The organism is Salinispora vitiensis (assembly GCF_000378825.1).
In the GTDB taxonomy this organism is placed as follows: Bacteria; Actinomycetota; Actinomycetes; order Mycobacteriales; family Micromonosporaceae; genus Micromonospora; species Micromonospora vitiensis.
This window is the reverse complement of the sequence record NZ_KB900388.1, coordinates 1,185,166-1,204,136: the sequence shown is the minus strand read 5'-3', so window position 1 is coordinate 1,204,136 and position 18,971 is coordinate 1,185,166. Positions and strand designations below refer to the sequence as shown.

The following is an 18,971-nucleotide window of genomic DNA, read 5'->3' as shown; positions in this document are numbered from 1 at the left end:
ACCACCTGCGAGCCTAGGGCAGACAACGGAACTGAACACGAGCCGAAGGGGGCCTTCGGCCAGTCCAGCAGGACACGCGATCACGTCGATCAGGTTGATTGACGCCTCCGCGCGGTGCCGGATACGTTCCGCAGCATGCCCAGTTGAGCGCCGGCAGTGGCCGGGATGGACGCTGGGTTTGCCAACAATGGAGGTTCAATGTCGACTCCGAAGAAATGGCATTTCGTGGCGGCCGCCGCCGCACTGCTGATGGTGGCCACCCCCGGCCTGGTGGCGAACGCGGATTCGTCGGTCGAGGTGGCGAAGCAGGGCAAGAAAACCTGGGCCGCGAGTTGGGCGACCGCGGTGGCCCGGGGCAATTCGGGCGGCCTGACCAACCGGGGCCTTGAGGACCAGACCATCCGGAACATCGTGCACACCACGGTGGGTGGGTCGGTGCTGCGGGTCCGGCTCAGCAATATGTACGGCGAGCAGCCCGTCCAGGTCGGTCGGGCAACGATTGCCCGACCGGACCAGACGACTCCCGATGATCTGTCCGACATCGATCCGAATTCGGTCCGAGAATTGACGTTCGGTGGGTCAACCTCGGCGACGATGAACCAGGGTGCCGAGCTGATCAGTGATCCGATCGCCTTCCCGATCGGCGACCAGCAGGACCTAGTGGTCACGGTCTACTACCCGGTCCTGACCGGCCCGGTGACCTTCCACGGCACGTCCCGCCAGACGAGCTTCATCGGCGATGATGATCTAACCTCGGATGTCGGCGCCGGTTTGTCGAGGCTTGCGGACTGCTGCTGGTTCTTTCTGTCCGGCGTCGATGTGCAGCGTCGCAAGAGTCCCGGTTCAGTGGTGGTTTTCGGTGACTCGATCGCCGACGGCAACGGCAGCACGCTCAACGCCAACAAGCGCTGGCCGGACCTGCTGGCCGATCGGTTTATCGATGCCCGTCCGGATTCCCGGACCCCGGCCGTGCTCAACATGAGTCTCGCCGGGAACCGGCTCAACCACGAGGGTGCGGAGCCGGGAGCGGGCGGCTTCCCCGGCTACAACGAGCTGGGGCCGAATGCGCTCGCCCGGCTCGACGAGGACATCTTCGCTCAGAACGGTGCGCAGGCCGTGATCACCCACCTGGGCATCAACGACATCTGGATGTCCGATGACTCCGCCGAGGCGATTATTGCCGCACTCCGACAGATCAACCAGCAGGTCAAGGCACGTGGCCTGCGGAGCCTGGTCGGCACGTTGACGCCGTACGAGGGGCACGGCGAGCCAGGTGTGTGGACGCCGGAGAAGGAGGCGACCCGGCAGGCGGTGAACGAGTACCTGCGCAGCAGTAAGGAGTTCGACGGGGTTATTGACTTCGATCGGGTGCTGCGCGACCCGGAGCAGCCCGGCCGACTGTTGCCGGCGTACGACTCGGGGGACCACATTCACCCGAACGACGCCGGTAACCAGGCGATGGCCGGCGCCGTGTCGCTGCGCCTGCTCGGTCTGTGACCTCGGTTCGGGCGGCGGATAATTCCGCCGCCCGGACCGCCGTATCGTGGGGAGGCGCCGTGCCGGACATCGAGGGGCTACTAACCCGTCTCTACAGCGCACCGGGCCGGCAGGATCCCTACCCCGTCTACGCCGACCTCCACGCGCAGGCAGCGATCGCCGCTCTGGCGCCGCGGCCGGAGCGGCAGCGGGTCGCCGCGGTGGCGGTCGGCTACGACCTGGTCGCTGCGGTGCTGCGGGATCCGGAGTGGGGCAAGCAGCCGCCGCCGGGCTGGACGGACCAGGAGATCCTCCGGACTCTCCAGTCCTCCATGATGTTCATCAATCCACCCGATCACGGCCGGATGCGGCACGTGTTCGCCGGCACCTTCACCCCGCGTCGGCTCGGCGCCCTGGCACCGGTGATCAACCGGGTGACCGACGAACTGCTGGACCGGATGGCCGACGCCGGGCCGGGCGAGGTGGACTTCGTCACCGAGTTCGCGTATCCACTGCCCGCTCGGGTGATGGCCGAGTTCATCGGTATTCCCGCGACGGAGCTGACCTGGTACCGGGAGCGGGTGGACCGGATCGACGCCTTCCTGGACGTGGCCGGCAAGACACCGGAGCGGCTGGCAGCGGCGAACGCCGCCGGGGCCGAACTGCGAGCCTTCTACCGGGAACTGCTCGTGCACCGGCGCCGGATGCCGGGCGAGGACCTGATCAGCGGGTTGGTGGAGGCGGTCGACGCGGGCGGGGTCGAGTTGACCGAGGAAGAGTTGATCAGCAACCTGATCGTGCTCTTCAATGCCAGCTTCGTCACCACCGTTTACCTGCTCAGTAACGGTTTGCCGGTGCTGCTGGCGGAGCCGGAGGTGGCGGCTGCGCTGGCCGATGACCCGGAGCTGACCGCGGGTGCCGTTGACGAGATCCTACGGCTGCAGACGCCGGTGCACCTGCTGGCCCGCGCCGCGCCCCGGGACACGGTGCTCGGTGGGGTGTCGATCCCGCAGGGCCAGAACGTGCTGCTGCTGATCGCCGCCGCCAATCGCGATCCGGCCCACTTCCCAGACCCGGACCGGTTCGACCCCCGGCGGTCGGGTCCGCCTTCGCTGGCGTTCGGCCTCGGCCTGCACTACTGCCTCGGCGCCGCCGTCTCCCGGCTGGAGGGCCGGCTGGCGCTGCCTCGGCTGCTGTCCCGTTTCCCGCGGCTGCGAATCCTGGAACAGCCGGTGTACAGCGGCAGCCTCTTCCTGCGTGGAATCGACAGACTCTCGGTCAGCCCGGGGGGAAGGAGCATCCGTGAGTGAGCGACCAGTCGGTACGGGGTGGGTGGCGTGAACCTGCATCCTGAGGCGGAGGCGTACCGGGCGGGCCGCGCGGCCGCCGGCACCCCACCGCTGTACACGCAAACCCTCGCCGAGGCCCGCGCGGCCGACCTCGCCGCGATCCGGGCCGGCTCCGGCCCGGTCGAGCCGGTCCACGAGGTACGCGACGCGTGCGTCCCCGGGCCGGCCGGTGACCTCCCGGTCCGGGTGTACCGTCCCGCTGGTACCGGGCCGCTGCCGACACTGCTTTACTTCTTCGGCGGTGGGTGGACGCTGGGCAGCATCGACACCGCGGACGGGGTCTGTCGGCGGTTGGCCAACGCGGTGCCCTGCCAGGTGATCACCGTTGGCTATCGGCTGGCTCCCGAGCACCCGTTCCCGGCGGCCGTGCACGACTGTCACGCTGCCCTGCGCCACGTCGCGGCACATCCGGCGGAGTTCGACGCGGACCCGGAGCGGCTCGCGGTGGGCGGGGACAGCGCGGGTGGCAACCTGGCCGCCGCGGTCACGCTGCTGGCCCAGCAGGACGGTCCCCGGCTGGTAGCGCAGTTGTTGGTCTACCCGAACACCGACCAGACGATCGAGCCGCCCGGCGACGAGGATCCGCTGTTGTTCAACCGCCGCTCGGTCGCCTGGTACCGGTCCCACTACCTGGCCGACCCGACCGACGCCCAAGATCCACTTGCGTCGCCGCTACTCGCCGATGACCTGACCGGGCTGCCGCCGGCCTTCGTGGTCACCGCCGAGTACGACCCGCTTTGTGCCGAGGGGGAACGGTACGCCGACCGGCTTCGCCTCGCTGGCGTGCAGACCGTCCGTACCCGGTACGCGGGCATGGTCCACGGCTTCTTCACCATGCCCGGCGTCTTCGAGGCGGGCCGGCAGGCGCAGGCCGCGGCCGCGACCTTCCTGCGTCGCCGCCTCCGTCGGACAGCGGCCGACGATGGCTGAGCCGCCGGTAGCGCTGCCCGGCGAGCCGCCGGTGGCCCTAGCCGACTTCGCCGACCTCGCCCGCGCGGTACTACCGCCGGAGGTGTGGGACTTCGTCGCCGGCGGCAGCGGCGCCGAGACGACGCTGGCGGCGAATCGACGGGCTCTGGACCGGACCGGCGTGCTACCCCGCGTCCTGTGTGGTTCGTCGACGCCCCCGACCAACGCCCCGCTGTTGGGGGCGGCCCATGCGCTGCCGGTGGCGGTCGCGCCGATGGCATACCAGCGGCTGGTGCACCCCGACGGGGAGGTGGCCCTTGCCGCGGCGGCTGGCGCGGCCGGCATCCCATATGTGGCCAGCACGCTCGGCAGCATCCCGATCGAACAGGTCGCGCGGGCCGGCGGCGACGTGTGGTTTCAGCTTTACTGGCTGCGGGACCGGGGGCTCGTCGCCGACCTGCTGGATCGGGCCGAAGCGGCGGGTTGCACGGCACTGGTGCTCACCGTGGACGTGCCGATTCTCGGCCGTCGGCTGCGGGACCTGCGCAACTCGTTCGCCATTCCGGCGGATGTGGTCGCCGCGAACCTACCGACCGGCCGGGAAAGTCTCGCCCACCGTGCTACCCCGGGTACATCCGCGGTGGCCGCGCACACCGGTGCGGTCTTCGCGCCGGCGGTGAGCTGGGACGACCTGGAGTGGCTGCGGGAGCGGACCGCGGTCCCGCTGGTCGTCAAAGGGGTGCTCGATCCGCGTGATGCCGCCCGCGCGGTGGCGGCCGGAGCGGACGCGGTGGTGGTCTCCAACCACGGGGGACGCCAGCTGGACGGCGCACCGGCCACCGTCACCGCGCTGCCCGCGGTCGTTGACGCGGTGGGCGACCGGTGCGAGGTGCTGTTGGACAGCGGGGTTCGGGGCGGAGTGGACGTGTTGCGGGCCCTCGCCCTCGGCGCACAGGGAGTCCTGGTGGGCCGCCCGCTGCTCTGGGCGTTGGCGGCCGGTGGCCGGGCCGGCGCCGAGAGGGCCCTGGCACTCCTGGCTGACGAGTTTAGGGACGCGCTCACGTTGGCGGGGTGCGCCGACGTGGCGGCGGTACGGCAACTGCGGACGACGACGGTGCAGTGATCATGGAGCTGCACCTGGCCGATCTGCATCCGGCGCTCGGGGATCCGGCCCTGAACTCGATGAACTTTCTCAACGAGGTGGCGCAGGACTACCCGGACGCGGTGTCGCTTGCCGCTGGCCGGCCGTACGAGGAGTTCTTTGAGTTCTCGGCGCTGCACCGGTATCTGGACATCTTTCGGCAGTACCTGGTCGATGACCTCGGGCAGGACTCGGGGCAGGTGCGTCGTACCCTGTTCCAGTACGGGCGGACCAAAGGAATCGTGCACCACCTGGTTGCCCGGAACCTCGCCGTGGACGAGGGGATAACGGTCGACCCGGAGGCGGTCGTGGTGACCGTCGGGTGCCAGGAGGCGATGTTCCTGGTGTTGCGGGCGCTACGCGCCGGTCCCCGGGACGTCCTGCTTGCGGCGGCGCCGACCTATGTGGGGCTCACCGGCGCAGCGCGGCTGCTGGATTTTCCGGTTCGCCCGGTGGCGACGACGGACTCCGGCGTGGACCTGGCGGACCTACGCGGTCAGGTGAACCAGGCCCGGGCCGAAGGGCTGCGCCCGCGCGCCTGCTATCTGATGCCCGACTTTGCCAATCCGTCGGGTACCAGCATCTCGTTGTCCGACCGCCGGGCCCTGCTGGACCTAGCCGCCGAGGAAGAGCTGCTGCTGATCGAGGACAACCCGTACGGACTCTTCCCGGTCACGGAGAGCCGGCGGCTGCCCACGTTGAAGGCCCTGGACACCAGTCGTCGGGTGGTTTACCTGGGGTCGTTCGCGAAAACGGTGCTACCCGGTGCCCGGGTCGGCTACGTGGTGGCCGACCAGTCGGTGCCGGACGTCGATGGGGGGAGCGGTCTCTTCGCCGACCAGTTGGCCAAGGTCAAGAGCATGGTTTCGGTGAACACCTCTCCGGTGGCCCAGGCGGTGGTCGGCGGCGTGCTCCTCGCCCACGACTGCAGCCTGTTGGCGGCCACGGTCCGCCAGCGCAGCGTTTACGCCGACAACCTGCGCCACCTGGTTCACGGCCTGGGTCACCGGTTCCCGTCCGGTTCGCCGGTGCGGTGGACGGTGCCCGCTGGCGGTTTTTTCGTGGTGGTCACCGTGCCGTTTCCGGTGGACGACGCGTTGCTGCACCGCTCCGCCCGGGAATATGGGGTGCTCTGGACTCCGATGGCGCATTTTTACGGCGACGGTGTGCCGGTGCACGCGTTGCGGTTGTCGGTCAGTGCGGTCACCCGGGACGACATCGACCGCGGGCTGGATCGGCTCGCCGAGCTCGTGGCGGGCGAGGTGACGCGGCGGGGCGCAGGATCAGGGTAGCTTGACTCTTCGCGTTCATGGAATGGCAGGGAGTGACCACCCCCTTGCTGGTGGTCCTCGATGGACACCCATAATGGAGTCCATGGTCGCTTGGGAATACGCACTTCTGGTCCGCCGCTACCAAGGGCAGGGCCGCAGCTTTCACGTCAGTTTCGTCTGGTACGGCCCAGACGGATCCCGTCGAGATGTCACCAGCTACGGCGACACCGCGATCGCCCACCTCAACCGGGTCGGGCGCGAGGGGTGGGAGCTGGTCGCCGCCGCCGAGGACGTGAACAACGTCCAGGGCAGCACTGAGGTGCACCGCTATCACCTCAAGCGGCCGTTGGCCTAAGGTCGGGCACGGGCGGCGCACCTCCCGATGGCGGTGCGGTGCCCGTGCCTGGTTTGCTGATCTTTATTAGCTAGGATCCCGGACGTGAGAAATCGGCTACTGGCCGCTGCCTCAAGCGTCCTGCTGCTTCCCGTCGTGGTGCCCGCGCCGGCCGCCGCCGCACCCACGCCAGCGTTGGTGCCGTGCCCGCGGGCCAGCGTGTCGACATCGACGCCGTCCCGCCCCTCCCCGCCGCCGACGGTCGCTGAGGACCAGGAGGTCGGCGGGGCGGCACTGGCCACCGCTGGCCTGGTGGTCCCGGATGGTGCGGCCCAGCCGCCCGAGGTGAGCGCGAGCTCGTGGCTGGTCGCGGACCTGGACACCGGTGAGGTGCTGGGTGCCTGTGGCCCGCACGAGTACGCCACCCCGGCCAGTGTGCAGAAGTTGCTGCTGACCGCCGCCCTGCTGCCGGACCTTGACCCGCAGCAGGTGGCCACGGTGACGAAGGAGGATCTGGACATCGAGCCCGGCTCGTCGGCGGTCGGCCTGCTCGTCGGCGGGCAGTACCCGGTCGAGACGCTCTGGCTTGGCCTGCTGATGCAATCCGGCAACGACGCGGCGAATGTCCTCGCCCGCCTCGGCGGCGGTGCCGAGGGCCGTGCCGGGGGCGTCCGCGCGATGAACGAGTTCGCCGCGGAGCTGGGTGCCCGGCAGACGCACGCGGTTACCCCGTCCGGGTTGGACGGGCCCGGCCAGTTCACGAGTGCGTACGATCTCGCGCTGATCGCCCGGGCCTGCTTCGCCGAGCCGGCCTTCCAGCGGTACGCGCTGACCGAAACCCACCAGATCCCGGATCAGGAGGCGCTCGGTAGGAAGGGCTTTCAGATCCAGAACGGGAACTCCCTCATCGACCACTACCCAGGGGCGCTGGGTGGCAAGACCGGCTTCACCACGTTGGCCCGGCACACGTACGTCGGCGCGGCCGAGCGTGATGGCCGACGCCTGGTGGTCACGTTGCTGGGCGCCGAGGCGCGGCCGTTGCGTGGCTGGGAGCAGGGCGCCACTCTGCTCGACTGGGGCTTCGCGCTGCCGCGAGAGACGTCGGTCGGCCGACTCGTCGAGCCGGGCGAGCTGACTGCCGTGCCGGCCGACGTCCCCTCGGCAGCCGATGCCCGGCCCGCCGCCGACGATTCGCTCCCGGAAGGGCTGACCGGCCCCGGGCCGCTGCTGGTCGGGGCCGTGGTCGGGGTGGGTGGGTTGGCGGCGCTGATCGTGCGCCTGGCCACTCGGCCGCGTCGTGGGCCGGGGCGGCGTCGTCGTGGGCGGGGCCGCCGCCGGGCCTGATCCGGCCCGACGGGCGGGACGGGGCGTCGCCGCCCTGTCCCGCCGGAGGTGCTCGTATCCTTTCGGGCGACACACGTCGTCGGGGGCGTCACCGTCCGTCGGCGATTCGGATATGCGGACGAAAGGACACGGCGTGAGTAGTGAGACGTTGGAGTTCCAGGCTGAGGCACGCCAGCTGCTCCAGCTGATGGTTCACTCGATCTACTCGAACAAGGATGTCTTCCTACGCGAGTTGATCTCTAACGCCTCCGACGCGTTGGACAAGTTGCGCCTGGCGTCGCTGCGGGACAAGGACCTCGACGTCGACACCGCCGATCTGCACATCGCGATCGAGGTCGACCCGGACGCGCGGACACTGACCGTGCGGGACAACGGGATCGGGATGTCCCGGGACGAGGTCGTCCAGGTGATCGGCACGATCGCCAAGTCCGGCACCGCCGAGCTGCTCCGCAAGCTGCGCGAGTCAGCGGACGCGGAGGCGTCGCAGGAGCTGATTGGCCAGTTCGGGGTCGGCTTCTACGCGGCGTTCATGGTCGCCGACCGCGTTGTCCTGGTGACCCGCGAGGCGGGAGCCACCGACGGCACCCGCTGGGAGTCGAGCGGCGAGGGCACGTACACGATCGCCTCCGCCGCGGACGTTCCGCAGGGAACGGCGGTCACGCTGCACCTCAAGCCGGTCGACTCCGAGGACAACCTGCACGACTACGCCGCCGAGTGGACAATTCGGCAGATCGTCAAGCGGTACTCCGACTTCATCGCCCACCCGATCCGGATGGCGGTCGAGCAGCCCGGCACCGACGGGGGCGAGCCGACCACCGAGGTGCAGACGCTCAACTCGATGAAGGCGCTTTGGGCGCGGTCCCGCGACGAGGTGGAGCCGGCCGAGTACCACGAGTTCTACAAGCACGTCAGCCATGACTGGGCCGACCCGCTCGAGGTCGTGCACATGCGCGGGGAGGGCACCTTCGAGTACGAGGCGCTGCTCTTCCTGCCCACGCACGCACCGCTGGACCTCTTCTCCCCGCAGGGGCGACGTGGCGTGCAGCTCTACGTCAAGCGCGTCTTCATCATGGATGACTGCGAGGCGCTGATGCCGGGGTATCTGCGCTTCGTCAAGGGCGTGGTGGACGCGCACGACCTGTCGCTCAACATCTCCCGCGAGCTACTCCAGCAGGACCGGCAGATTCAGGTGGTCCGTCGCCGCCTGGTAAAGAAGATCCTCGCCACCGTCAAGGACCTCAAGGCCAACCAGCCGGAGAAGTACCGCACCTTCTGGACCGAGTTCGGCGCGGTGGTCAAGGAGGGGCTGATCGACGACACGGAGAACCGGGACTCGCTCCTGGAGCTCCTCTCCATCGCCTCCACCCACGATTCGGCCGAGCCGACCGACCTCGGCGGTTACGTAACGCGGATGAAGGACGGCCAGACCGACATCTACTACGCCACCGGCGAGAACCGCACCACTATCGAGAACTCGCCGCACATGGAGGCGTTCCGGGCCAAGGGCTTCGAGGTGCTGCTGCTCACCGACCCGGTCGACGAGGTGTGGGTCGAGCGGGTCGGTGAGTACGAGGGCAAGACGCTGCGTTCGGTCGCCAAGGGTCAGGTTGACCTGGACACCGAGGAGGAGCGCTCGGCGGCCGAGGCCGAACGGGAGCGCCAGCGCACCGAGTACGCCGACCTGCTCACCTGGCTGGGCAGTACCCTCGCCGACCAGGTCCGGGAGGTCCGCCTCTCAGCCCGGCTGACCACCTCACCGGCCTGCGTGGTCGGTGACGCGCAGGACATCACGCCGACGCTGGAGAAGATGTACCGCGCCATGGGGCACGAGGTGCCGCAGGTCAAGCGGATCCTCGAGCTGAACCCGACGCACCCGCTGGTCAGTGGGTTGCGCAAGGCTCAGGAACAGGGTGTCACCGAGGAGTCGCTGAAGGAGACCGCCGAGCTGCTGTACGGAATGGCGTTGCTCGCTGAGGGGGGCGAACTGGCCGACCCGTCCCGCTTCACTCGGATCCTCGCCGAGCGTCTCGCTCGTACCCTCTGATCCGGCGGGAGGGCGTCGGTGCTCCCGACGCCCTCCCGGTGGCGGTTCGCGCGGTGGCGGCGCGGTGGCCGGTGCTCAGGCGGCGATGTCGCCGCGGTGCTGTTGCTGCTCTGGCGCGGTGTGCCACGGCGGGCGGGGGTGGGGCGCGTTCCACTCGTCCGCCCGCCCTTCCGACCCGTCGGCGGGTCGTTGCCCGGGTGGGGTCTGGGCCATGCGGAGCGCGCGTTGAGCAGCCTGCCAGGCGGTGCAGGGCCAGCTCTGGCCGGCGCAGAGCAGGTTCACACAGTCGGTGCCCGTGGCGTCCGGCTGGTGCGCGTCCGCCACGCCGAGAGCCAGCCCCCACAGCAGCGGGTCGCTCACGTCGTCCGGACGGCCGGCGCCGGGTGTGGGCCGGTCGTGGGTAGTATCGGACATGTCGGGTCCCCCTTCTGAGCTGCCGCGATACTACCTCCACTCCGCGCCGATCCTGCTGAACGGGCACGCCGGGGCGGGGGTAGTGGGAATTTCCGCGACCCCAACCGCGATGATGGTCGGGTGCGAATCCTGTCTATCCAGTCGTCGGTTGCCTACGGTCACGTCGGTAACTCAGCCGCCGTCTTTCCCCTGCAACGCCTCGGGCACGAGGTGTGGCCGGTACTGACGGTCCACTTCTCCAACCACACCGGCTACGGGTCGTGGCGTGGGCCGCTGCTGGCACCCGCGGATGTCGCCGAGGTCATCGCGGGCATCGGCGACCGAGGAGTGCTCGCCCAGGCCGATGCGGTGCTCTCCGGATACCAGGGCGACCCGGCGATGGGTGAAGTGATCATCGATGCGGTCCGCCGGGTGAAAGCAGCGAACCCCGCCGCCGTCTACTGCTGCGATCCGGTGATGGGGGACGTGGGGCGGGGGATGTTCGCTCGTCCCGGCATCCCGGAGTATCTGCGGGACGCGGTCGTGCCGAACGCGGACATCATCACCCCCAACCAGTTCGAGCTGGAGTACCTTGCCGGCGGTCGGACCGAGACGCTGGCGGAGCTACTCGCGGCGGTGGACAGGGTACGGGCGACCGGTCCACGGCATGTGCTGGTCACCAGCGTGCTCCACCGGGACCTGCCGGAGCAGCAGCTGGAGCTGGTGGCCGTCTCGGAGGAGGGCGCCTGGGCGGTGACCACACCGATGCTGCCGATCACGCCGAATGGTGGCGGTGACGTCACAGCCGCGCTCTATCTCGCGCACCTGTGGACCACCGATTCGCCCGCGACCGCGCTGGAGCGCACCAGCGCCAGCATCTTCCGGATCTTCGAGGCCACGTTGGCGGCGGGTACCCGGGAGCTTCAGTTGATCGCGGCCCAGGAGTCGATCGCCAGCCCGCCGCCGGGCTTCACCGCCCGCCGACTGCGCTGATCCGGAGCTACTCGACCCGTTGGCGGTGCATGTTCCGTTCCCGGCACCCGCCGCCCCTCCTTCGACCAGAGTTGGTGGTGTCCGGACCGCCCAGCGCCGGACGGTCCGGACACCCCGTGGAGGAGGAGGCGACATGACCGGTCTCCGGATCGACCTTTACGAGCTTCGGATGGCCATCAGCTACCAGCGCCACGGCCTCACCGCACCCGCCACTTTCAGCCTCTTCTCCCGCCGGCTGCCGGATCGCCGTGGCTTCCTGGTGGCCGCCGGACTCGACGAGGCGTTGACGTTTCTGGAGACCTTCTCGTTCGCTGACGACGAGCTGGCGTACCTGCGGGATGTCCAGGGATTCGAGGAGTCGGCCCTGGCGGCGCTGGCCCCGCTCCGGTTCACCGGAGACGTGCGGGCGGTGCCGGAGGGGCGGCTCGTCTTCGCCGACGAGCCGTTGCTCGAGGTCACGGCGCCGCTCGCCGAGGCGCAGCTGGTCGAGACCGGTCTGCTGAACCTGATCACCTTCCAGACCACGATCGCCAGCAAGGCGGCCCGGTGTCGACTCGCCGCAGGTGGCGCGGAGCTGGTCGACTTCTCGTTCCGCCGTACCCATGGGCTGGCGGCGGGTGCCGGCGTGGCCCGGGCGTCCGCGATCGTGGGCTTCGCCGCGACCAGTCACGTGGAGGCAGCCCGTCGGTACGGGCTGCGACCGTCCGGCACGATGGCCCACTCGTACGTGGAGGCGTTCCCGGACGAGCGGGCCGCCTTCCGCGCCTTCGCGAGCGACTTCCCGGTCAATCCGATCTTCCTGGTGGACACCTACGACACGCCCGCCGGCGTACGGGCCGCTGTTGATGTCCTCACCGAGCTGGGATGGAACGGCCCGGCGGGGATCCGGCTGGACTCCGGGGACCTTGCCCCGTTGGCCCGGCAGGCCCGCGAGATCCTCGACAGGGCGGGCCTGACCGAGGTCAAGATCATGGCCAGTGGGGGCCTAGACGAGGAGATCATCGCGGGGCTGGTCGCAGCCGGCACCCCGATCGACGGGTACGGCGTCGGCACCCGGATGGGGGTGTCCGCTGACGCGCCGTCCCTGGACAGCGCGTACAAGCTGGTCAGCTACGGCGACCGACCGGTGGTGAAGCTGTCGTCGGGCAAGGCCACCCTGCCCGGCGCGAAGCAGGTCTTCCGGGACCCCACCGGCACCGACGGCGACCTCCTCGCGCTGCATACCGAAGCGTCGCCGCCCGGTTGGGAGTCGTTGCTCGTACCGGTCATGCGCGCCGGACGGCGGCTGGACACCCCTGCTGCGGCCGAGGCGGTACGGGCCGCGCGGGACCGATTCGAGGCGGACCTGGCGTGGCTGCCCGAGCCGGCCCGACGGCTGATCGCACCGGTTCCGCCCGCCGTGACGATCAGCCCCGAGTTGGCCGGCCTGCACGAGCGGGTGGCAGCGGCGGCCCGCTCGGGTCACTACTAAGCTCGGCCCATGGCGAGGTACTACGACGTGCACCCGGACAACCCGCAGCCCCGGACCCTGCGGCAGGTCGTCGGGCTGGTCCGGAACGGTGGCCTGATCGCCTACCCCACGGACTCCTGCTTCGCGTTCGGCTGCCAGCTGGGCGATCGCCAGGGGCTGGACCGGATCCGGGACATTCGCCGGCTCGACGAGCGGCACCACTTCACGTTGGTCTGTCGGGATTTCGCGCAGCTGGGGCAGTTCGTGCAGATCAGCAACGCGGTGTTCCGATTGGTCAAGTCCTGCATCCCCGGTAGCTACACCTTCATTCTGCCGGCCACCCGCGAGGTGCCGCGCCGGATGCTGCATCCACGGAAGCGCACCGTTGGAGTGCGGGTGCCCGCCCACGCCGTCGCCCAGGCGTTGCTGGCCGAGCTCGATGAGCCGTTGGTCTCCAGCACCCTGATCCTGCCCGGGGAGGAGGAGCCGTTGACCCAGGGGTGGGAGATCAAGGAGCGACTGGACCACGTGCTCGACGGCGTGGTGGACGCCGGCGACTGCGGCAAGGAGCCGACCACGGTGGTTGACCTGTCGGGCGATGAGCCCGAGGTGCTACGTCGTGGCGCGGGCGACCCGTCCCGCTTCGAGTAGCTGGGTGGCCGCACCGGCGGCCATGATCTGTGCGATCGGTCGGCTATGTGCCGGGGTGGTCTGCGTGTGTAGATCAATGTAGGGTCCCAAACGCGAGCCATGGGAACCTCAGGGAACGGACTTCCGCCGTGCGTGCGCGACGATGCTGGGTAACAGTGATCGCCACGCTGGTTGTCGCCTCTGTCGTCGCGGTGGTTGGATGGGTCGGTGCTTGGTCCACCATTGACGTTCGAATTCAGGGTGCCTATTCAGCTCGTGTGCTGAATGCCGACGAGGCCCAGCAGGCGTGGGCCGAGCTACACTCGCTCCCGTCTACGGGACTTCCGCCAGGAGAGAAGCTGCTGGTGGTCGCCGAATGGACCGACGAGCAGCGGACCCGATGGCCAGCCACCGACTGTGACTTCATTGTCTATGTGACTCACTCTGGGTTCATGTATGTGATGGCGCATCAAGGTGACGGCTATGCCCTCGGGTCGTCAGGGTTGGCGGAAAGGGCGGCACGTCACTATGTGGATATTCCAGTAATGGAGGACCACCCGATCGGCTGGCCGGCCTTCCAGGGGTCCAATTTCTTCATCCCTGCCACGCATCCCGAGGTGGGGGAGCTGCGGGTCCTGCTCATGGGCGAGCACGAGGACTTGGATCTGATCCGGGTAGGAATTCTGCGGTGGTGCAACATGGGTCGGTAAGACCGGCCGCACCCAGGGCGTGAGCCCAGAACAGCCCTGTTGCGACCTTGCCCTAGCATCGCACCCGTGACTCGGAGGGGGAGCGCACCGTGGACCTGGCCCTGATCGGATCGCTCGTCGTCCTAGCCCTAGTCGACAGCACCAGCTTCGGAACGTTGCTCATCCCGATCTGGATGATGCTGGCGCCGGGTCGACTGCGCCCGAGCCGGCTGCTGGTCTTCCTCGCCACGGTCGCCGCCTGCTATCTCGTGCTCGGCGTGGTGTTGCTCGTCGGTGCGGCGGCCCTGCTCGACCGGGTGCGTCCCGTGCTGGAAACTACGCCGTTCCGGGTGGTGCAACTCGTGGTGGGGATCGGCCTGCTCGGTCTCGGCCTGATCATCGGCCGGAAGCGAGCGTCGGCTGACTCCCAGCCAGGCCGCCTGCTGCGCTGGCGCGAGCGGGCGATGACCGGGGGCGAATCAGCCGCGGCGTTGGTCGGCCTGGCCCTAGCCGCCGTGACGTTGGAGGCCACCACGATGCTTCCCTACCTCGCGGCTATCGGGCTGCTCGGCGCTTCCGCGCTGACGCTAGCCGGGAGCGTCGCCGTGCTCGCCGGCTACTGCGTCGTCATGGTGCTGCCCGCACTGGTGTTGCTGGCGGCACGCCTGGTCGCGGCCGGGCGGGTGCAGCCGGTGCTTGCGGCGGTCAACCGGTGGATGGTCCGCAACGCGGCCGGGACCACCGGCTGGATCGTGGGCATCATCGGTTTTCTCCTCGCGCGCGACGCCGCCAACCACCTGGAGCTCTTCGCGGCGCTGTCGCGGTGACCGGAGCGTCATCAGTCGGCCATGCGTCGGCTTGCCCGGCGCCATCCGGCGAAGACGCCAACCAGGATGGTCCCCAGGGCAGCCACGCCGCCGATCACGACCGACACCAGCGCCCCGGGTCCGGCACCAGTTTCGCCCTCGTCGCCGACAGCGGCGACCAGCTTGTCCTTGTTCTCGTCCTTCTTCGCCTGGCCCGGGCTGACCAACTCGCCGACCGTCTCGTCGGGGGCGAGAGCGAAACCCCAGTCCAGCAACGCCGTCGCCTCACCCAGGCTGCCCAGTGGTGCGTTCTCCGCACCGAGCAGGGTCACCGCGAGCGTACGGCCGTCGCGTTCGGCCACGCCGACGTAGGTCTGCCGGGCCAGGTCGGTGAAGCCCGTCTTACCGCCGAGCATCCCCGGATAGCTGCCCAGCAGGGTGTTGTCGCCGGTGAGGGCGAGCGCGGAGCGGCCCGGCGCGGACGGTAGGTTCGCCGCGCGGGTGGCGATGTAACGGCGGAAGTCCTCACGTCCGAAAGTGGCCCGCGCGATCAGCGCCAGATCGTAGGCGCTGGTGTACTGGTCAGTGCCGTCCAGGCCGGACGGTGTCGCCGCGTGGGTCTGGTTGGCCTGGAGTCGCGCTGCCTCCTCGTTCATCATCTTTACCCCACCCGGTCGACCGGCGGCACCACCACCGTGCCGGGCCAGTACGTTGGCCGCATCGTTGCCGGACTGTAGGAGCAACCCCAGCCACAGCTCCTCAACCGTGTACCGGCCGCCCGCGACCACCCCCATCAGCGAGCTCGCCGGGTCGAGGTCGTCCAGGTCGTCGCGGGTTACCTCGACCACCGTCGTCGGGTCGAGCCGAGGCAGCAGGGCCGCGGCGAGCAGAAGCTTCTGCACACTCGCGGGGGTGCGGTGCTCGTGTGGGCCGCAGCCTCCCAGGACCTGGCCGCTGCCGAGGTCGGCGACGATCCAGGAGGTCGCGGTGACGGCCGGAGCTGTCGGGGTTCCGGCCGGCACGACCAGCCCGGTGGTGGCCAGCGCGGCACCGCCGACGGCTGCTTCGGTCTTGCCGACCGGAGGCGGCGAGGGTGTGCCGGCCGGTCGGGTCGACACCTCCACAGTGGGGCACGGCTGTGCTCCGGTGCTGGCTGTCCGGTTTCGGGCCGTGACCGGTGCGGCGGGCGATACGACGATGGCGGCTACCGCCACGACGACGGCTGGCGCGGCAATTCGACGGATAGTCACATGAGGCACGGTAGTGGGGGCGCGGGCGGCCCCGCGGCGGTTGGGAGAAGCACGGTGTATCGACGTCGGGGAGAACGATGCGCGCTGGGGCGCCCGCCTGTTCGGAATTCATGTCGGGCGTGCCGTTCCTCCGCTCCGGGAGCGTCTATGCATCATTTCCACCAGAACTAGAGCGGTTTCCTGTCCGTTTTGTCGTCCGATTTGCGGTACCCCACCCGCTCCACGTCTGATCGACTCATCCGGACGATCTGCGAAGGAGAGCCCCTGAATGGCCGATCTCGTTGCCGCGGTGGACCAGGGCACCACCAGCACCCGTTTCATGATTTTTGACCACGCTGGTACCGACCTGGGTCGCCACCAGCTCGAGCATCAGCAGATCCTGCCGCGGCCTGGCTGGGTCGAACACAACCCGGTGGAGATTTGGGAGCGCACCCAGACGGTCATCCAGACCGTCCTGTACGAGCACCGCCTCACCGCCAGCGACCTCGCCGCGCTCGGGATCACCAACCAGCGTGAGACGACCGTGGTGTGGAATCGCCGGACCGGTCGGCCCTACCACAACGCCATCGTGTGGCAGGACACCCGGACCGATCGGATCGCCGCCGCCTTGGAGCGTTCGGGTAGGGGGGAGGTGATCCGGCGTAAGGCGGGCCTGCCACCGGCGACGTATTTCTCCGGCGGCAAGATTCAGTGGATCCTGGAGAATGTGGACGGGGTGCGGGAGGCGGCCGAGCGCGGGGAGGCCATCTTCGGCAACACCGACACCTGGCTGTTGTGGAATCTGACCGGCGGCACCGCGGGCGGCGTGCACGTAACCGATCCGACCAACGCCAGTCGCACCATGCTGATGAATCTGGCGACGCTGGACTGGGATGATGAACTGTTGTCCTTCTTCGGCATTCCGCGGGCGATGCTGCCGCGGATCCGACCGTCGTCTGATCCGGATTCCTACGGTGTCACCGCCGCCCACGGCCCGTTCACCGGCGAGGTCCCGCTCACCGGGGATCTCGGTGACCAGCAGGCCGCGACCGTCGGCCAGGTCTGTTTTGCCCCGGGAGAGGCCAAGAACACCTACGGTACGGGCAACTTCATGCTGCTCAACACCGGTACGGAGCCGGTACGCTCCCAGGCCGGCCTGCTCACCACCGTCTGCTACCAGTTCGGCGACCAGCCGCCGGTGTACGCGCTGGAGGGCTCGATCGCCGTGACCGGGTCGGCCGTGCAGTGGTTGCGCGACCAGTTGAAGATCATCAAATCGGCGGCGCAGAGTGAGACCCTGGCCCGCCAGGTGGACGACAACGGTGGCGTGTACTTCGTGCCCGCGTTCTCCGGCCTCTTCGCCCCGTACTGGCGCTCCGACGCCCGCGGCGTGATCGTCGGCCTCTCCCGGTTCAACACCGACGCCCACATCGCCCGAGCCACCCTCGAGTCGATCTGCTACCAGAGCCGAGACGTCGCCGAGGCTATGGCGAAGGACTCCGGGGTAGCGCTGGGGCGCCTCAAGGTTGACGGGGGCGTCACGGAGAACGACCTGTGCATGCAGTTGCAGGCCGACATCCTCGGTGTCCCGGTGAGTCGCCCGACGGTCGCCGAGACCACCGCGCTCGGCGCTGCCTACGCGGCGGGCCTGGCTGTTGGCTTCTGGCGCAGTACCGACGAGCTGCGCGAGAATTGGAACGAGAGCCGGTGCTGGCAGCCCACTTGGTCGTCGGAGCAGCGCGAGGCCGGGTACGACCGCTGGAAGTGGGCGGTGCAGCGTACCTTCGACTGGGTTGATCTCGACTGATCAGCGCGGTTTGGTCGCGCTGGGCGTCTCCGGAGAGATTGGGCGGGAGCCCGGATGGCCAGGCACTGCCGCCTCCCGCTCTCTCCGTTCCCCCGTGGCAGCACCTGGCAAACCGGAGACGGGTCGTGGCGGATACACCCACGCCACCAACACCACCGAGATGATCATTAGTAGGAACCACGACCCGAGTTTGCTCGCGGAAACCGGATGCCAGCCCTCGGCCTGGTTGGGGTAGGTCCACGCGTGTGACCAGGTGGAGATGTTCTCGGCGAGCCAGATGAAGACTGCGACGAGCCCGAACGCGCAGAGCACCGGCATCCGCAGGCGGCGCCGGAAGACCCGGAAATGCATGACGCACCGGCCGAAGACCACGACAACCCCGGCCATGATCAGCCAGCGCAGGTCAGCGAGGTAGTGGTGGGTGAAGAAGTTGACGTAGATCGTCGCCGCCATCGCGGCGGTCAGCCACTGCCGTGGATAGCGGTCGAAGCGTAAGTCGAACAGGCGATACACGCGCACCAGGTAGGAGCCGACCGCGGCGTACATGAAGCCGGAGAAGAGCGGCACCTGCCCGAGCCGGAGGACACCATCGTCGGCATAGGCCCACGAGCCGACCTCGGTCTTGAATATCTCCATGGTGGTACCCGCGAGGTGGAACAGGACCACCACCCGGAGTTCCCGCAGTGTTTCCAGCCGCGTGGTGACCATGACGACCTGGATCGCGAGCGCCGCGAGCGTCAGCGCGTCGTTGCGCGCCAGCGCGGCGTCGTCGGGCCACCACAGTCGGGCCGCGACAACCACCGCAAGCATCGCGGCGCCGAATACGCAGGCCCACGCCTGCTTGGCGGTGAAGGCGGCGAGTTCAACCGTCCAGGCTTTCCATCCGGTACGCGGAGCGTGCTCGAGCCACCCGTGTACCCGACGGTCCAGGGCGCGCTCGGGACCGGTGAATTTCGCATCGTCGCCGGAGGGGGTGGGGTCATCCGTAATCGCTACCACCAAGGCCCTGGTCGGTGAACTTCACCGACCAGGGCCTTCTCGCCGTTGTCGCCTGACTGGGTCGGGGTGGCGGCAGTCGTTGGGTCTGGGCCCGGAGGTTGTCGGGA

General features: G+C 69.2%; 17 protein-coding genes. 14 read left to right on the top strand and 3 right to left on the bottom strand.

The features are described 5' to 3' along the window. Positions 1-225: 225 nt before the first annotated feature. From SALPAC2_RS0105585 to htpG, 8 genes are all read left to right on the top strand, one after another. The gene (locus tag SALPAC2_RS0105585) at positions 226-1,497 is read left to right on the top strand and encodes an SGNH/GDSL hydrolase family protein (protein ID WP_018215660.1); all 1,272 of its coding nucleotides are present in this window, start codon (positions 226-228) and stop codon (positions 1,495-1,497) included. A gap of 59 nt (positions 1,498-1,556) precedes the next feature. Next, positions 1,557-2,786 carry a cytochrome P450 gene (locus SALPAC2_RS0105580; protein ID WP_018215659.1) on the top strand — a complete coding sequence of 410 codons (1,230 nt, stop codon included), beginning with the start codon at positions 1,557-1,559 and terminating at the stop codon, positions 2,784-2,786. A 27-nt stretch (positions 2,787-2,813) separates the two neighbouring features. Beyond that, a complete protein-coding gene (locus tag SALPAC2_RS0105575) occupies positions 2,814-3,755 on the top strand; it encodes an alpha/beta hydrolase (RefSeq protein WP_018215658.1) in 942 nt (313 codons plus the stop codon). Beyond that, the gene (locus SALPAC2_RS0105570) at positions 3,748-4,857 is read left to right on the top strand and encodes an alpha-hydroxy acid oxidase (protein ID WP_018215657.1); all 1,110 of its coding nucleotides are present in this window, start codon (positions 3,748-3,750) and stop codon (positions 4,855-4,857) included. Before SALPAC2_RS0105575 ends, SALPAC2_RS0105570 begins: the two co-directional genes overlap by 8 nt. After that, positions 4,806-6,167, top strand: coding sequence for an aminotransferase-like domain-containing protein (locus SALPAC2_RS0105565; RefSeq protein WP_026184462.1), 1,362 nt, complete (start codon positions 4,806-4,808; stop codon positions 6,165-6,167). The genes SALPAC2_RS0105570 and SALPAC2_RS0105565 overlap by 52 nt, the downstream gene beginning before the upstream one ends. 73 nt (positions 6,168-6,240) lie before the next feature. Further along, positions 6,241-6,501, top strand: a complete 261-nt coding sequence (locus tag SALPAC2_RS0105560) for a hypothetical protein (protein ID WP_018215655.1) — start codon at positions 6,241-6,243, stop codon at positions 6,499-6,501. An 84-nt stretch (positions 6,502-6,585) separates the two neighbouring features. Continuing rightward, positions 6,586-7,824, top strand: coding sequence for a D-alanyl-D-alanine carboxypeptidase family protein (locus SALPAC2_RS0105555; protein WP_018215654.1), 1,239 nt, complete (start codon positions 6,586-6,588; stop codon positions 7,822-7,824). A 133-nt stretch (positions 7,825-7,957) separates the two neighbouring features. Beyond that, complete coding sequence (htpG, locus tag SALPAC2_RS0105550) at positions 7,958-9,868, top strand: molecular chaperone HtpG (RefSeq protein WP_018215653.1); 1,911 nt, start codon at positions 7,958-7,960, stop codon at positions 9,866-9,868. A 75-nt stretch (positions 9,869-9,943) separates the two neighbouring features. Here the strand turns inward: htpG and SALPAC2_RS0105545 are convergent, their stop codons facing one another. After that, on the bottom strand, positions 9,944-10,282 hold the full coding sequence (locus SALPAC2_RS0105545; RefSeq protein WP_018215652.1) for a hypothetical protein: 339 nt from the start codon (positions 10,280-10,282) through the stop codon (positions 9,944-9,946). A gap of 120 nt (positions 10,283-10,402) precedes the next feature. Here SALPAC2_RS0105545 and pdxY point away from each other — a divergent pair, with 120 nt between their 5' ends. The 5 genes from pdxY (at position 10,403) to SALPAC2_RS0105520 (ending at position 14,850) form a co-directional block, all read left to right on the top strand. Beyond that, positions 10,403-11,254 carry a pyridoxal kinase PdxY gene (gene pdxY, locus SALPAC2_RS0105540; RefSeq protein WP_018215651.1) on the top strand — a complete coding sequence of 284 codons (852 nt, stop codon included), beginning with the start codon at positions 10,403-10,405 and terminating at the stop codon, positions 11,252-11,254. 133 nt (positions 11,255-11,387) lie between these two features. After that, positions 11,388-12,725, top strand: coding sequence for a nicotinate phosphoribosyltransferase (locus tag SALPAC2_RS0105535; protein WP_018215650.1), 1,338 nt, complete (start codon positions 11,388-11,390; stop codon positions 12,723-12,725). Positions 12,726-12,734: 9 nt separating this feature from the next. Beyond that, positions 12,735-13,355 carry an L-threonylcarbamoyladenylate synthase gene (locus SALPAC2_RS0105530; protein WP_018215649.1) on the top strand — a complete coding sequence of 207 codons (621 nt, stop codon included), beginning with the start codon at positions 12,735-12,737 and terminating at the stop codon, positions 13,353-13,355. Positions 13,356-13,510: 155 nt separating this feature from the next. Further along, positions 13,511-14,044: a hypothetical protein gene (locus tag SALPAC2_RS24440; protein ID WP_162561261.1), complete on the top strand. Its 534-nt coding sequence runs from the start codon at positions 13,511-13,513 to the stop codon at positions 14,042-14,044. Positions 14,045-14,133: 89 nt separating this feature from the next. Continuing rightward, positions 14,134-14,850: a GAP family protein gene (locus SALPAC2_RS0105520; RefSeq protein ID WP_018215647.1), complete on the top strand. Its 717-nt coding sequence runs from the start codon at positions 14,134-14,136 to the stop codon at positions 14,848-14,850. An 11-nt stretch (positions 14,851-14,861) separates the two neighbouring features. Here SALPAC2_RS0105520 and SALPAC2_RS0105515 read toward each other — a convergent pair whose 3' ends face one another. Beyond that, positions 14,862-16,079, bottom strand: coding sequence for a D-alanyl-D-alanine carboxypeptidase family protein (locus tag SALPAC2_RS0105515; protein ID WP_026184461.1), 1,218 nt, complete (start codon positions 16,077-16,079; stop codon positions 14,862-14,864). 268 nt (positions 16,080-16,347) lie between these two features. Here SALPAC2_RS0105515 and glpK point away from each other — a divergent pair, with 268 nt between their 5' ends. Beyond that, positions 16,348-17,865, top strand: coding sequence for a glycerol kinase GlpK (glpK, locus tag SALPAC2_RS0105510; protein WP_018215645.1), 1,518 nt, complete (start codon positions 16,348-16,350; stop codon positions 17,863-17,865). Here glpK and SALPAC2_RS0105505 read toward each other — a convergent pair whose 3' ends face one another. Then, complete coding sequence (locus SALPAC2_RS0105505; protein WP_018215644.1) at positions 17,866-18,867, bottom strand: DUF817 domain-containing protein; 1,002 nt, start codon at positions 18,865-18,867, stop codon at positions 17,866-17,868. Positions 18,868-18,971: the final 104 nt, after the last annotated feature.

Coding starts and splice junctions, on each gene's coding strand:
- SALPAC2_RS0105570 (WP_018215657.1), top strand. CDS start 3,748: ATGGCTGAGCCGCCGGTAGCGCTGCCCGGCGAGCCGCCGGTGGCCCTA.
- SALPAC2_RS0105560 (WP_018215655.1), top strand. CDS start 6,241: ATGGAGTCCATGGTCGCTTGGGAATACGCACTTCTGGTCCGCCGCTAC.
- SALPAC2_RS0105545 (WP_018215652.1), bottom strand. CDS start 10,282: ATGTCCGATACTACCCACGACCGGCCCACACCCGGCGCCGGCCGTCCG.
- SALPAC2_RS0105535 (WP_018215650.1), top strand. CDS start 11,388: ATGACCGGTCTCCGGATCGACCTTTACGAGCTTCGGATGGCCATCAGC.
- SALPAC2_RS0105530 (WP_018215649.1), top strand. CDS start 12,735: ATGGCGAGGTACTACGACGTGCACCCGGACAACCCGCAGCCCCGGACC.
- glpK (WP_018215645.1), top strand. CDS start 16,348: ATGGCCGATCTCGTTGCCGCGGTGGACCAGGGCACCACCAGCACCCGT.